This is a genomic window from Pedobacter ginsengisoli (assembly GCF_030244015.1).
Classification (GTDB): Bacteria; Bacteroidota; Bacteroidia; order Sphingobacteriales; family Sphingobacteriaceae; genus Pedobacter; species Pedobacter ginsengisoli.
Genome location: NZ_JASSYX010000004.1, coordinates 140993 through 156706 on the forward strand (window position 1 = coordinate 140993; position 15714 = coordinate 156706).

The following is a 15714-nucleotide window of genomic DNA, read 5'->3' on the forward strand; positions in this document are numbered from 1 at the left end:
TATGAAAATAACCGAAATCTCTATCAAGCGCCCCAGTCTCGTTATCGTGGTCTTTACTGTGCTAACATTGATGGGGCTACTGAGCTACTTTTCCCTGAGTTATGAGCTATTGCCAAAATTCTCAAACAATGTAGTTTCAATATCAACAATATATCCCGGGGCCTCACCAAATGAGGTGGAAAATACCGTAACCAAGAAAATAGAGGATGCGGTATCGTCCATGGAAAATATTAAAAAACTGAATGCAGTTTCTTATGAAAGTTTGTCTGTTGTGACAATCACTTTAAATGACCAGGCTGATATTGACCTTTCCTTAAATGACGCACAAAGAAAGGTGAACTTTATCCTCGCAGATCTGCCTACCGATGTTAAGCCACCTTCCCTGAATAAATTTTCTCTGGATGACCTTCCGGTAATCACTATGTCGGCATCTGCAAAAATGGATGATGCTACATTTTATGACCTGATCGATAAACGTATAGCCCCTATTTTGTCAAGGGTAACAGGTGTAGCTCAGGTAAACCTTGTCGGCGGCCAGGAACGTGAAATTGTAGTCGGACTTGATGCTGACAAGGTTCAGGGTTATGGTCTGTCAGTACCTCAAATCCAGCAGGCGATCCTGTCTTCAAACCTTGATTTCCCTACCGGAAGTGTGAAAACTGACAATTCTGACATATTGATCCGTTTATCAGGTAAGTACAAAACCGTTGATGAGCTGAGAAACCTGGTGGTGGCAACCAGCAATGCCGGAGCACAGATCAGGCTGACCGACGTCGCAGATGTTCAGGATGCCCAAAAGGAAGTAGAAAAGATTGCCCGGATTGACAGAAAAGGTGCAATTGCGATACAGATCGTTAAACAAACTGATGCCAATGCTGTTGAAGTGAGTAAGCTGATGCACAAAGCAATTGAGACTTTACAGGCCGATTATAAGGCAAACGACCTGAAAATCAAAATTGTAAACGACAGTTCGATTTTCACACTGGAATCCGCGGATGCAGTAATCCATGATTTGATTCTTGCAATCGTCCTGGTGGCTTTTGTTATGCTTTTCTTCCTGCACAGTATACGTAATGCCGCTATTGTAATGGTGTCCATTCCAGCCTCTCTGATTGCTACTTTTATCGGAATCAGCCTGTTTGGGTATACGTTAAATCTGATGTCTTTACTGGGGTTATCCCTTGTGGTAGGTATCCTTGTGGATGACGCCATTGTGGTACTTGAAAACATCTACAGGCACATGGAAATGGGGAAAAATCGTGCACGTGCTGCTTATGATGCTACCCGGGAGATTGGATTTACAGTTGTATCAATCACTTTGGTGATCGTAGTAGTATTCTTCCCCATTACAATTAGTACAGGCCTGGTATCAAATATATTGCGTCAGTTCTGCGTAGTGGTAATCATCGCTACGCTGCTTTCCCTGGTCGCGTCATTTACTATCGTTCCGCTATTGTCTTCACGCTTTGGTAAACTTGAAAAGATTGAAGGAAAAAATATATTCGGGCGTTTTATTCTCTGGTTTGAAAAACAGCTCCATAAATTCACACTTTGGATCACCGGTATTCTGACCTGGACGCTACGCCATAAAGCAATTACCATCATTGGGGTATTCCTGCTGCTTTTGAGCTCATGCGGCCTGACCATTGGAGGTTTTATAGGTTTTGAATTCTTTCCTAAAAGTGATAAAGGAGAATTCCTTGTGCAAATAGAGCTACCGAAAGATGCATCTATTGAAAAGACAAACCAGGTTACACAGCAAGCAGAGGATTTTCTTTCTAAAAAGAAAGAGATCACCCAGATGATTACAACTGTGGGTCAGTCCAGTGGTGACTTTGGTGGAACCCAGGCTACGGCATACAAGTCCGAGATCAATGTAAAACTGGTGGACCGCAAAGACCGTAAGGATGAATCGAGTATTTATGCGACGAAGGTAAGCCGCGAACTTTCAAAATATCTGGTAGGTGCAAAAGTAAAAACGGTTCCGATCAGTATCCTCGGTATTGCCGAAAATGCCCCTATTGATATGGTCATCATGGCTTCGGACCTGGACAGCGCGCTAAACTATGCTGAACAGGCCATGAAAGTATTACAAACAGTTGAAGGTTCCGCAGAGGTGAAGTTATCCGTAGAAAAAGGCAGCCCTGAGATCAATGTCCAGGTAGACCGTGATAAGATGGCCGCATTGGGACTGAGCCTGCAAACCGTAGGTACCACGATGCAAACTGCATTTAGTGGCAATACAGATGGTAAATTCCGTAAAGGGGAATATGAGTACGACATCAACATCCGTTATCAGGCGTTTAACCGCAAAAACATTGACGATGTAAGGAATCTGATCTTTGTAAATGCTACCGGCCAGCAGGTTAAGTTGTCACAATTTGCAGATATTAAAGAAAGTGCCGGCCCAAGCCAGCTGGAAAGAAGAGATAAAAGTACCTCTGTTTCTGTAAAGGCCCAGTCAATAGGTAGAGCAACGGGTTCTGTAGTAGCTGACTTTCAGGCAAAACTTGAAGCCCTGGAAAAGGATGGCAAGCTTAAAAGACCTGTCGGTGTTAGCTACGTATGGGCTGGTGATCAGGAAAATCAAAGCGAAGGGTTTGGCACATTAGGTATTGCTTTACTTTCATCTGTTATCCTGGTATACCTGATCATGGTTGCGCTTTACGACAGCTTTATTTATCCGCTGGTCGTAATGTTCTCTATTCCGCTTTCGGTAATCGGATCTTTACTCGCTCTTGCATTAAATAATCAGTCGCTTGGTATTTTCACCATTTTAGGTTTGATTATGCTCATTGGTCTGGTAGCTAAAAATGCCATCATTCTGGTCGATTTCACAAACCAGATGAAAGCGGAAGGTAAAACAACACATGAAGCGCTGATACTTGCAAACCATGCACGTTTACGACCGATCCTAATGACGACTATTGCCATGGTGATCGGAATGCTTCCTATTGCATTGGCCAGTGGTGCCGGTGCAGAGTGGAAAAACGGTCTGGCCTGGGTCATCGTGGGCGGACTTACCAGCTCTCTGTTCCTGACCTTAATCGTTGTCCCGGTAATGTATCAGGCATTTGACAATATGTTACACTATTTTGGTCTTGACAAAAAAGGAAAATCAATGGAAGAGCTTATAGCTGAGCCATATAAACATAAAGATGTACATGAGTACGACATAGACCATACTCATTAACATTCATGAACTGATGTATAAAAGAGGGACCCTAAAAAGTCCCTCTTTTTTTTATTGTCCAAACAATTATAATTACTTTGCTGTATTATTTGCGTCATGCTGAGATACATCACTTTAATTATCTTGTTTTACAGTTTTTCATTGCGCTCAAAAGCCCAGCACCCTCCGGTGTTTGAAGGAATGATAACAGATACTGCTTTTGTAAAGTTAAATGATCTTGATATTAACCTCGTCAAATATAGCTATGGCAAACCTAAGATCAGCTTTTTAGTGATTCATGATGATGAAGACACTGGAGTTAAGGCAGCATTTGAATACATCAGGTTTAGCGGTGGCTCCATAATTGATTGTCAGTACGGAGGCACCAGAAATTATAAGTTCCGGCACAAGGGGATAGATTTTCAAACAGACCCTAACAGCATCTACTCCTATGGGGGGAGGGTAATGGGTTTGGATAAATATGACAACACAGACAACGACGATGTGATCAGACAATTGGAAGATGCCTCTAAAATGATCCTTAATTATTACAATGCCAAAAAGCTGGGCTATATGTTTACCCTGCACAATAATGCCGATGGAGGATTTGGAATATCTTCTTATCTGAAAGGCTATGAGCTTGAAGAGACCGCCGATTCTGTACACATTAACTTTGAGGCAGATTCAGACGACCTGATCCTGGTTACTGACCTTGCTCTTTTCAATAATTTTAAGAAAAAGAATGTAAATGTGATCCTGCAATCTGACAGAGGTCCTGATGATGGCTCGCTTTCTGTATATGCGATGGAAAATAAGATCCCCTATATCAATGTAGAAGTGCAACATGGACATCAGTATGAACATTTGCAGCTCATCGAGATCGCTATTAAGGTCTTGTACGAGACTTATTCGAATTTAGCAAAGAAGGCGACAGAATGATCTGCCGCCTTCTTTGCTGCTAAATGTGTATAGGCCTGTTGTCAGTTGCCGCCATCGCAGCTTCTTTAAACGCTTCCGTATAAGTCGGGTGAGCATGACAGATACGGGCAATATCCTCAGCAGACGCCCTGAATTCCATTGCAACTACAGCTTCTGCGATCATATCCGCTGCACGCGGACCAATCATATGCACACCCAGGATTTCATCTGTTTTGGCATCAGCAAGTACTTTGATAAATCCGTCAGTATCCATACTGGCTTTCGCCCTGCCACTCGCCTTGAAAGGAAATGAGCCTGACTTATATTGTACTCCTTTTTCTTTTAATTGCTCTTCTGTCTGGCCAACTGACGCAACCTCCGGCCAGGTATAAACTACACCGGGGATCAGATTATAGTTGATGTGGGGCTTCTGTCCCGCAATTCGTTCTGCAACATATACACCTTCATCTTCTGCTTTATGGGCAAGCATAGCGCCTTTGATCACGTCACCTATAGCATAGACTCCTGGAACGGCAGTCTCCAAGTGCTCATTAACAGGGATCTTGTTTCCTCTTTCCTCGGTTTTGATACCAATGTTTTCCAACCCCAGACCAGTGGTATAAGCTGTACGGCCAACGGCCACGATGCAGTAATCAGCATCAAATGTCACCTTCTCGCCTTTTGAATTGTCAGCGGTAACGGTAACCTTCTTGCCTTTCACACTTGCCCCGGTCACTTTATGCCCCGTAAAGAACTCCATGCCCAGAGATTTTTTCAGTACACGCTGAAGCTCTTTTCCCAGGCCTCCGTCCATGGTTGCGATAATCGAGGGCAGGAACTCAATTACAGATACCTTAGTCCCTAAACGGGCGTATACCGATCCCAGCTCGAGTCCAATCACGCCACCTCCAATCACGACCATTTGCTTTGGCACCTCCGTGATGTTGAGGGCTTCAGTAGAAGTAATGATCCGTTTTTTATCTATAGGTAAAAAAGGCAGTGCAGTCGGCTTGGATCCGGAGGCTATAATGACATTTTTTGCCGTTATGGTTTCAGTTTTACCGTCATCTTTGGTGATCTTGATGGTATTCTTGTCCGTAAACGATCCTACTCCCTCAAAAGCATCAATTTTATTTTTCTTAAATAAATATTGTATACCAGCAGTATTCTGTGCCACCACATCATTTTTGCGCGCAATCATCTGGGGCATGTTTACCTTCAGGTCTTTGACATCGATACCATGTGTTCCAAAGCTGTGTGCTGCATTGTAATAATGTTCAGAAGAGTCTAATAATGCTTTTGAAGGAATGCATCCGACGTTCAAACAGGTTCCCCCGAATGTTTTATATTTTTCTATAACCGCCGTCTTCAAACCTAACTGAGCACATCTTATTGCTCCTACATAACCGCCCGGACCCGAGCCAATTACAACTACATCGTATTGCATATTAAGGAATTTTTTTACGGCACTAAGTTAATAAAACCTATGTTGAAATACTTAGCTAATTAAAAAGATTGTAATTTCTTTGACCATTTCAATGCCATTTTTAACACTAGACATTTGCATTTGCTATATTTAAACTTTAAATCTTATTATTTACTCATGGCCCCTTTAAAACTTCGCTGGTTCACTGTTTTTTTTATTTTTTTTGCAGCTCCAGCTCTCGCCCAGACCACTGATTCTGCTTATGTGCTCGAAAATTACACTAAATTAGAGAAGCAGATTACGATGAGGGATGGTATTAAGTTGTTTACTTCAATTTACATCCCAAAAGATCAGTCAAAAAAATATCCTTTTCTAATCAACAGGACGCCTTACACGGTAGCCCCTTATGGTGCGGACAAATTCAAAACAAGTCTGGGCAATTTCCCGGCAATGATGCGGGAGGGGTTCATTTTTGTATATCAGGACGTCAGAGGGAAATGGATGAGCGAAGGCACTTTCGATGACATCAGGCCACAGGTTACCAGCAAGAAAAGTAAAAAGGATATTGATGAGAGCACCGATACCTATGATACCATCGACTGGCTGGTCAAAAACATAAAGAACAACAATGGTAAAGCAGGGATATGGGGCATCTCTTATCCTGGTTTCTACTCCACCACCTCATTGCCGGGCGCCCACCCTGCCTTAAAAGCAGTTTCACCTCAGGCGCCTGTTACAGACTGGTTCAGGGGTGATGACTTTCACCACAACGGGGCACTGTTCCTGATGGATGCTTTTGGTTTCATGAGTACGTTTGGAGTACCAAGGCTTAAACCGATCACTCCAGACAAAGGGCCCAAAAATTTCCAGTTTCCAATTGCAGACAACTACCGCTTTTACCTCGAATCCGGTTCTGTTAAAAACTTGAAAGATAAATATTTTGCAGACAGCATTAAATTCTGGAATGACCTTTTTGCACATCCTAATCTGGACACCTTTTGGCAGGCGAGAGACATCCGGCAGCACCTGACCAACGTAAAACCTGCCGTTATGGTTGTAGGAGGTTTTTTTGATGCGGAAGATGTGTATGGAACTTTTGCCACCTATAAAAGTATAGAAAAACAAAATCCCAATGCCAATAACATCCTCGTAATGGGGCCGTGGTTCCATGGCGGATGGGTGCGCAGCGCCGGGAGCAGTTTTGGCGATATAGTGTTTGGACAGCCAACCAGCATTGATTACCAGAAAAATTTTGAACTCCCTTTCTTCAAATATTACCTCAAAGGTGAAGGAGATTTTAAACCCGCTGAAGCGAATATATTTGTGACAGGAAGCAATGAATGGAAAGGATTTGATGCCTGGCCGCCGAAAGAAACAGAAACAAAGACGCTTTATTTGCAGCCAAACGGAAAGCTCGGTTTTGAAAAAGTGGGCAGGACAGACAGCTGGGATGAATATATAAGTGACCCAAATCAGCCGGTGCCTTATCAGGATGGCGTACAGGCTAAAAGAACGCGTGAATACATGATAGATGATCAGCGCTTTGCGGCCCGTCGTCCCGACGTTAAAGTATACCAGACGGAAGCGCTAACGGAAGACATTACACTGGCAGGCCCGCTTATGGCCAATCTAGTAGTATCAACGACAGGATCAGACGCTGATTATGTCGTTAAGCTTATTGATGTCTATCCTGAAGATGCTGCAGATCCAGCCCCGAATCCTAAAAATATCATCATGGGTGGCTATCAAATGCTGGTCAGGGGGGAGATTATGCGTGGCAAATACCGCAATAGCTTTGAGAAACCGGAAGCGATTGTACCAGGAGCAATTACTAAGATAAATTATACATTGCCCGATGTCGCCCATACCTTTAAAAAAGGTCATCGCATCATGGTACAGGTCCAAAATTCCTGGTTCCCGCTGGCAGACAGAAACCCTCAAAAATTCATGGACATCTACCAGGCGGAACCGGTCGATTTTCAAAAAGCAACACATCGCATCTTTCATGACGTACACAATTCTTCCGCATTAACCATCACTATATTAAAACCATAGCATGAGAAAGCTCCTGCTCCTAACTGTTCTCTTTTTCTGCCTGTTTGTTCAGTCCAGAGCTCAGTTGATCAGCGAAAAAAACAGTTATACGAAGGCGGATACGCTAAGGGGCATGCTCACACCCCTGCGGACCTGTTACAACATCGACTATTACCATTTAGATGTTAAAATAGATATCGGGCATAAGTTCATCAGCGGCAGCAATGAATTTGTGTTTACTGCTGCGCAGAACTTCCGCAAACTTCAATTCGATTTGTTCAGCAATATGAAAGTAGAGAAGGTCATATACGACGGGCGCGAATTGCTTTTTGAAAGGACATTTAATGCGGTATTGGTGACATTTCCCAAAGAAATCAAAAAGGGGGCTAAGGAACGTTTCACTGTATTTTACTCAGGCTATCCGGTTGTGGCTGTAAACCCGCCATGGGACGGAGGATTTATCTTTACAAAAGATACATCTGGCAACCCATGGGTATCAGTGGCATGCCAGGGCCTGGGGGCGAGTGCCTGGTGGCCTACCAAGGACCACCAGAGTGACGAGGTTGATAGCTTGCTGATTAGCGTAACTGCACCCAAAGACCTGCAGACTATCGCCAACGGACGCCTTCGCAGCATCGTTCAAAAGCCCAGTGGCGATACCCAGTACAACTGGTTTGTTTCCAGTCCTATCAACAATTATAATGTGAGTCTGTATATTGGCAAATATGCACACTGGACTGATCATTATAAAGGTGAAAATGGTAGCCTTTCTTTAGACTTTTGGTCGTTAAAAGAGGACAGCACAAAAGCCCGCCCCCATTGGGACGCGGATGTAAAACCGATGCTCAAATCCTTTGAACATTGGTTTGGCCCTTACCCATTTTACAAAGACGGATACAAACTTGTACAGGCACCCCACTTGGGAATGGAACATCAGAGCGCAGTGGCATACGGTAATAAATTTAAAATGGGATACCTCGGCGGAGATCTCTCAGAAACTGGATGGGGACTGAAATTCGATTTTATAACCATTCACGAAAGTGGCCATGAATGGTTTGGAAACAACATCACCACTAAAGATATCGCAGACATGTGGGTGCATGAAGGCTTTACAAATTACTCAGAAACTTTATTTACAGAATCTCAATATGGTAAAACTGCAGGCTCGGAATACGTCATTGGCGTTAGGAAAAAGATCGTGAATGACATTCCTGTAATTGGCCCATACAATGTGAACAGAGAGGGCTCCGGGGACATGTATTACAAAGGAGCCAATTTAATACATACCATCAGGCAGCTTATGGCTAATGATGAGAAATTCCGGATGCTCCTGCGTGGACTCAATAAGACTTTTTACCACAAAACGGTTACCACAAAGGAAATTGAAGCTTATATAGCAAAACAATCGGGCATTAAACTCGACAAGATCTTCGACCAGTACCTGCGTCATACACAGATTCCTGTACTTGAATATAAAATAGCCAATGGTCAGTTGAGCTACAGATGGACTGAAGTAGTAAAAGACTTCAACATGCCCCTGAAAGTAACCTTGAAAAAAGACGTTTATGCGTGGATCAGACCCTCAACAAACTGGAAAAAGATGGCCGTGAACAAGGAACTTGCCAATGAAAATTTTAAGGCAGATCCTAATTTTTACATTCTGACAAGAAGGGTCAATTAAATAGATCATCAAATAAAAAAAGGACGCTCTACCTAAAAAGCGTCCTCTTTTTTTATTCCTCTGCAGGCTATCTATATGCCTAAAAGCAGTCTTGCGGGATCTTCCAGTAATTGTTTTACCCTTACCAAAAAACCAACAGATTCTCTTCCGTCAATGATCCGGTGATCGTAAGATAAGGCTACGTACATCATCGGACGGATGACCACCTCGCCTTTTTCTGCAACCGGACGTTCAATGATATTGTGCATACCTAAAATTGCAGATTGCGGCGCATTGATAATCGGAGTTGACATCATTGACCCGAAAACACCGCCATTTGTAATGGTAAATGTTCCGCCTGTCATCTCTTCTATGGTCAGTTTGCTATCGCGTGCCTTAGTAGCCAGCTCAATAACAGTTTTTTCGATCTGGGCCAGACTCATGCTTTCAGCATTTCTTATAATAGGCACTACCAGGCCCTTTGGAGCAGAAACTGCTATGGAGATATCAGCAAAGTCATTATAAACAACAGACTCTCCATCTATACGTGCATTTACTGCCGGAAAATCTTTAAGCGCCTCACAAACAGCTTTTGTAAAGAAGCTCATAAAACCCAGACCAACACCATACTTTTCCTTAAACTGATCTTTATACTTTCCACGCAGATCCATGATAGGTTTCATGTTCACCTCATTAAAGGTGGTCAGCATTGCGGTTTCATTTTTAACCGTTACCAGGCGTTTTGCCACAGTCTTGCGCAACGGCGACATTTTTTCCCTGCGCTCATTTCTTGATCCTGCACCAGGCACAGCAACTGCTGCTTTAGGCACTTCAGTTTTAGCAACAGGCTGCGCTGTTTTTTCAGCATTCTGTGCATCCTCTTTGGTAATCCTGCCATCAACGCCGGTGCCCTTAACAGCATCCGCAGCAATCCCTTTTTCGGCCAGTATTTTACCAGCTGAAGGCGAAGGTGTTCCACTTGCATAGCTCTCACCCGATTTTTCTGCCACAGGGGCCGCGGCCTTCTCTTCAGCTACCACAGGCTTCTCTTCCTTAACTGCTGCAGGCGTAGTTTTTGGAGCCGCTCTACCATCTTCAATTTTGCAAACTACAGCGCCTATGGCTAAAGTATCTCCCTCAGCTGCTACTGTTTTTAAAGTTCCTGCTTGCTCAGCAGTCAATTCGAATGTTGCCTTATCAGATTCCAATTCAGCAATTACCTCATCCATTTCAACTGCATCACCGTCGTTTTTCACCCAGCGGGATAAAACAACTTCGGTTATCGACTCGCCAACCGGCGGAACTTTTATTTCTATACTCATAACGGTGTATTATTTTATTCTAATCTACATTAAATACTTTACTCACAGACTTTTTAGCGATCTTTTGATCCTGCGCAGTGACCTGTGTTTCAAAGGCTTTTGCTAAAATATATGCTTGCTGGTCTGCATGTTGTCTTGCAAATCCCGTAGCCGTACTGCTACTTTCTTTTCTCGAGATCACTTCGATATCATTAAAGATAGTTTTTCTTAATCTGCGAAGCAAATACGGCCACGCCCCCATATTTTCCGGTTCTTCCTGAACCCACAACGCTTCTTCAGCATTTTTGTATTTTTTATACACGGCTTCCATTTGTGCCAATGGCGTAGGGTACAGCTGCTCAACTCTTACTATAGCTACATGTTTGATCTGATCTTTTTGTTGTTTTTCGAGCAGTTCATAATAGATTTTCCCAGAGCAGAACAATACCCGGGTTATATCAGTTGCCTTCACATTTTTATCCGGGATTACCTCCTGAAACTTACCTTCTGTAAATTCTTCGAGTGCGGAGACACAAGCAGGATGGCGTAAAAGGCTTTTAGGCGTAAATACCACCAAAGGTTTTCTGAAATCACGCTTAAATTGCCTGCGCAAAGCATGGAAAAAGTTTGCAGGAGTAGTGCAATTGGTTACCTGCATGTTATAATCCGCGCAAAGCTCCATAAAACGCTCAATGCGTGCCGAAGAGTGTTCAGGGCCCTGGCCTTCATAACCATGTGGCAGCAGCAACACCAGTCCGTTTTCACGCTGCCATTTCGTTTCTGCGCTGGCGATATACTGATCAACCACGATTTGCGCACCGTTAAAGAAGTCTCCAAATTGTGCTTCCCAAATGGTTAATGCATTGGGATTGGCCATTGCATATCCATACTCAAAACCCAGGACACCGTATTCCGAAAGATGTGAATTGTAAATATCAAAAGGAGCCTGCTGTTCAGATATATTTGCAAGTGGGATGTACTCTTCCTCAGAATCCTCAAGGGTAATTACTGCATGCCGGTGAGAGAATGTACCACGTTCCACGTCCTGTCCGCTTAGACGAACTCTCTTGCCTTCAGCAAGCAAAGTTCCATAAGCGAGCTGCTCCCCCATCGCCCAGTCAAAAACATGCGTAGTATTCGCCATCTTACTGCGTTCTTCAAAAAGCTTCTCTATTTTCTTAAAGAATTTTTTATCTGAAGGCAAAGAGCTGATTCTTTTAGCAATCTCCAATAAGGTTGTCTTTTTAACAGCCGTGTTAGGCGATTCCTCAAAATCTTTCGGCGTCGCAATACGCATATCTGCCCATGCACCTCCAAATTTTACATCCTGATAAGTTGAGGTAAGCTCCTTAGCCTCGTTTAGGCGCTCCTGCAAAATGCCTCGAAACTCCTTTTCCATTTCTTTTGCCAGACTTGCTTCCAGTTTCCCCTCAGAGATCAATTGCTGAATATAAATGTCACGCGGATTGGCATGTTTCTCTATCGTCTTATACAATAACGGCTGTGTAAATTTAGGCTCATCGGCCTCATTGTGACCAAACCTCCGATAGCATAAAATATCGATGAACACGTCATTCTTATACCGCTGACGATACTCCATAGCCAGATTAATGGCATAAACCAATGCTTCAACGTCATCACCGTTCACATGAAATACCGGGGAAAGCGTCACCTTTGCAATATCCGTACAATAAGTGCTGGTACGGCCGTCTTTATAATTTGTAGTGAAACCGATCTGATTGTTAATGATCAGGTGAATAGTACCTCCAGTTTTATAACCATCCAAACCAGCCATCTGAATTACTTCGTACACAATGCCCTGTCCAGCCACTGACGCATCACCATGGATCAATATCGGTGCGATGCGCGCATCATCACCGCCATATTTAAAATCTATTTTAGAACGGGTCATTCCTTCTACCACGCCGTTTACGGTCTCCAGATGTGAGGGATTAGGACATAAGCTAAGGTGAACGTTCTTACCGTCGTTTGTTGTGATGTCAGTTGAATAACCCAAGTGATACTTTACGTCGCCACCAAAAGGGGATTCGGCACTATAACCTTTGCCCTCGAACTCAGCAAAAATATCTTTATAAGTCTTTTGCATGATATTGGCGAGGACGTTTAAACGACCCCTGTGCGCCATACCGATCACAAACTCTTCAATACCGAGTGCTGCCCCTTTTTCAATTACCGAATCCAAAGCAGGAATCAGCGCCTCAGCGCCTTCAAGAGAAAATCTTTTCTGGCCAAGAAACTTAGTCCCTAAAAAATTTTCAAAGCTCACGGCCTCGTTTAATTTTTTCAATATCCTTCTTTTCTCATCTATAGAGAAACTTGGTGTATTGCGTACGCTCTCCATCTTTTTTTCAATCCACCCAAGGACTTCAGGAGTACGAACGTATTTATATTCTGCACCAATAGAGTGGCAGTAGGTCTGCTTTAAAAAAGCAACGATATCACCCAGCTTTGCCGGACCAATTCCTATTTCAATACCTGAATTGAATACGGTATCCAGATCTGACTTTGACAGGTCAAAATTTTCAATTTCCAGTGTAGGCAGGTGCTGGCGTCTTTCCCTTACCGGATTAGTCCGGGTAAACAAGTGGCCGCGCTGTCTGTAGCCATTAATTAGATTCAGGACATTGATTTCTTTTAAAAAGTGTTCAGGGGCTTCTGAGCTGACGGCCGTTCCTGACGAGTTTCTGCCAAAATCGAAACCTTCAAAGAACTTCTGCCATCCAAATTCTACAGAATTAGGGTCTTCTTTATACGATTGATATAGGGATTCTATGTATTCGGCGTTTGCGCCATTGAGATAAGATAAATTATCCATTATATGTAAATTGCGTAAGTATTGCAAAATTAGGTTTTTTTACCTTAAAAAACAGGTAAACGCGGCTATAAATCTTCAAGAAATTCAACCATATCACAAACATTTTTTAGAGGCGTAAGCTGATCTTTAACCAGAATGTCAAATTCCGATATCAAACTCCCTGCCACCAGCAAGGGGACATTGAGATTGTCCATGACTTTTCCAATAATTTTATTTACGTTTTTACCCAAATTTAGTGAGGTAAGTACAATAAAACCATAATCAGGCTTGTAAGATTCTGCTACTTTTTTGAGATCCTGATAAGGAATTTCAGGACCGAGATATAAAGTATGCTGTCCGCATTTTTTTAACAGGTAACGGGCAAACAACAATCCTGTCTCATGCATCTCCGCTTCCGGCAGGAACAGCAAAAATCTTTTAGGATCTGGCTTATCCGGCATTTCAAGCTGATCTATCTCCACGATCAGTCTGTCCCGGATCAGGTTTGCAGCAAAGTGCTCGTGCGACGGATCGATAGCTCCGGTTTGCCACAGCATGCCAACTCTTTTCATAAATGGAAACAGCATGACATCCATTGCGTTAATCAAGCCCATCTCTTTAATGCAGCCCGCCAATATTCCTGAAAATACCTCCTCATCATATTCAATTGTCGCATTCGACAAATTGAGCATCTGAACAGAATCGTTGTTCCAGTCGGTTTTAAGCTGCGCCACCAGGTCTGTTATTTGCTTTTGGCTCATTCCAGCGATTTTACTGATCTTATACCCATTTTCATTAAGTGTCACGATGTTGAGCAACATCTTCAGGTCGTCTTCATCATAAAATCTGATGTTCGTTGGTGTACGCTTAGGAGGAACAAGATTGTATCTGATCTCCCACGCCCTTATGGTATGAGCTTTTACGCCGATCAGGCTCTCTATGTCACTTATAGAAAATTTTTTCACGCTATTGATTAATAACAAAAGTTAAACAGCTTTGTTTACAGAATAATAATTGTTTAACAATTCGTCGAAGATAGCAATTAATATAAAACTACAACATCCATAATTTTGAATTGTTTCTCCAGATCAAACCCTCCTTTTGACCCGGCCGACAGGCCTGCACCCGCTACATTTGCCCAGTTACCCCAGTTGCTTGCGGCGGAATAATCCGTTAGTTTCTCTTCAAAATACGCCGCTCCTTTAGTCCAGTGCGCTTTTATAATATGGATGAGATAAGTTGCTACGATCAGTCTGCCCGCATGTGGAATAAATCCGGAGCGGTCTAGCTCCTGCATATATCTATCCACCAGCAAATGTCCGGTTTGTCCGGCTTTCCAATTTTTTACCAGATCCGAATCTTCCTCCACAGGCGTCACGATCAGCCGTTCAAAATCCGGTTCCTGAAAGAATCTGATACCATGTTTTTTAAACATAAATCTAAAATAATCACGCCAAAGCAAACCCAGTAACACCTGATTGAAATTTGAATTGCCACCAAACTCATTTTCTGCAGCCTTAAATTGCCAGTATACTTTGCGTGGCGACAAACAACCCAGGGCAAGCCAGGCCGAAAGCTTAGATGAAAACCCGGGGTTATCCGGAGTTACTTTACTACTGTTTTTTGAATAGATTTCTGAGCCATGTTTCAAAAGATCTTCAAGGTGTGCCAATCCGGCTGTTTCACCACCTTTAGCATACTGCTCTCCACCAACAGGTTCATCCACATCAAAGCCCAAATCTTCAAGACCAGGTATCTGCCCCCATTCGCTATTTTCTACAAATGAAATCTGTACAGGAGCTTCAAAACACGACTTCACTATCGCATCTCTTTCCGTTTTCTTCTTAAACTGGTTAAAAACATCAGGGATATCCTTTATTGGAAAAGGCAGGTCTTCCTTGTTATAAAGCGTATGACCTATAAAGTGCCTGAGGTTGATCTTTTGTTTCCACAAAGCATCCTCAACATGAGCAGATATACCGGTCTCCTCCGGACCAACTTCCCTGTGATGGTAAACCTCCGAAATTTCAAATCTTTCCACCAGATCCAGCATATGATCCTCTGGCCTGCCCTGGATCAGCAGAATATCACCCCTAAAGTCCTGAAAAGCCCTTCTAAGAGAATGAATACTTTCTATCAAAAACCGAGCCCTGGTCGAGCCCGTTTTTGCAGTTTGAAAGCGGGTATCTCCAAAGTATCTCGGATCAAAAAAATAGACAGGCAAAATACTGTCCGATTTAGCTATCGCCTCTACCAGCATTTCGTTATCATGCAGGCGAAGGTCATTTCTAAACCAAACCAATATCTTCTTTGACTTCATTAGTTTTGAGCTGAGTTTTGTTATAGATTACAAAAATATACGAATTAATAGCTTAGTTCGAATGACTA

Annotated in this window: 9 protein-coding genes; 4 read left to right on the forward strand and 5 right to left on the reverse strand. The window is 42.9% G+C overall.

Annotated elements, in window-relative coordinates:
- Position 1 precedes the first annotated feature (1 nt).
- Positions 2–3193 carry an efflux RND transporter permease subunit gene (locus QEP08_RS17950; protein WP_285060012.1) on the forward strand — a complete coding sequence of 1064 codons (3192 nt, stop codon included), beginning with the start codon at positions 2–4 and terminating at the stop codon, positions 3191–3193.
- A gap of 96 nt (positions 3194–3289) precedes the next feature.
- Positions 3290–4111 (forward strand): hypothetical protein, encoded by an 822-nt coding sequence (locus tag QEP08_RS17955; protein ID WP_285060013.1) that lies wholly within the window; start codon positions 3290–3292, stop codon positions 4109–4111.
- A 19-nt stretch (positions 4112–4130) separates the two neighbouring features.
- Here the strand turns inward: QEP08_RS17955 and lpdA are convergent, their stop codons facing one another.
- On the reverse strand, positions 4131–5537 hold the full coding sequence (gene lpdA, locus QEP08_RS17960) for a dihydrolipoyl dehydrogenase (protein ID WP_285060014.1): 1407 nt from the start codon (positions 5535–5537) through the stop codon (positions 4131–4133).
- A gap of 156 nt (positions 5538–5693) precedes the next feature.
- Here lpdA and QEP08_RS17965 point away from each other — a divergent pair, with 156 nt between their 5' ends.
- Positions 5694–7571, forward strand: coding sequence for a CocE/NonD family hydrolase (locus tag QEP08_RS17965; protein WP_431844619.1), 1878 nt, complete (start codon positions 5694–5696; stop codon positions 7569–7571).
- A 1-nt stretch (position 7572) separates the two neighbouring features.
- On the forward strand, positions 7573–9231 hold the full coding sequence (locus QEP08_RS17970) for a M1 family metallopeptidase (RefSeq protein ID WP_285060015.1): 1659 nt from the start codon (positions 7573–7575) through the stop codon (positions 9229–9231).
- 71 nt (positions 9232–9302) lie between these two features.
- Here QEP08_RS17970 and odhB read toward each other — a convergent pair whose 3' ends face one another.
- The 4 genes from odhB to QEP08_RS17990 form a co-directional block, all read right to left on the reverse strand.
- A complete protein-coding gene (gene odhB / locus QEP08_RS17975) occupies positions 9303–10532 on the reverse strand; it encodes a 2-oxoglutarate dehydrogenase complex dihydrolipoyllysine-residue succinyltransferase (RefSeq protein WP_285060016.1) in 1230 nt (409 codons plus the stop codon).
- Positions 10533–10551: 19 nt separating this feature from the next.
- Positions 10552–13347 (reverse strand): 2-oxoglutarate dehydrogenase E1 component, encoded by a 2796-nt coding sequence (locus QEP08_RS17980; protein ID WP_285060017.1) that lies wholly within the window; start codon positions 13345–13347, stop codon positions 10552–10554.
- A 65-nt stretch (positions 13348–13412) separates the two neighbouring features.
- A complete protein-coding gene (locus tag QEP08_RS17985; RefSeq protein WP_285060018.1) occupies positions 13413–14291 on the reverse strand; it encodes a MerR family transcriptional regulator in 879 nt (292 codons plus the stop codon).
- Between the two features lie 77 nt (positions 14292–14368).
- Positions 14369–15646 carry a DASH family cryptochrome gene (locus QEP08_RS17990; RefSeq protein ID WP_285060019.1) on the reverse strand — a complete coding sequence of 426 codons (1278 nt, stop codon included), beginning with the start codon at positions 15644–15646 and terminating at the stop codon, positions 14369–14371.
- Positions 15647–15714 lie beyond the last annotated feature (68 nt).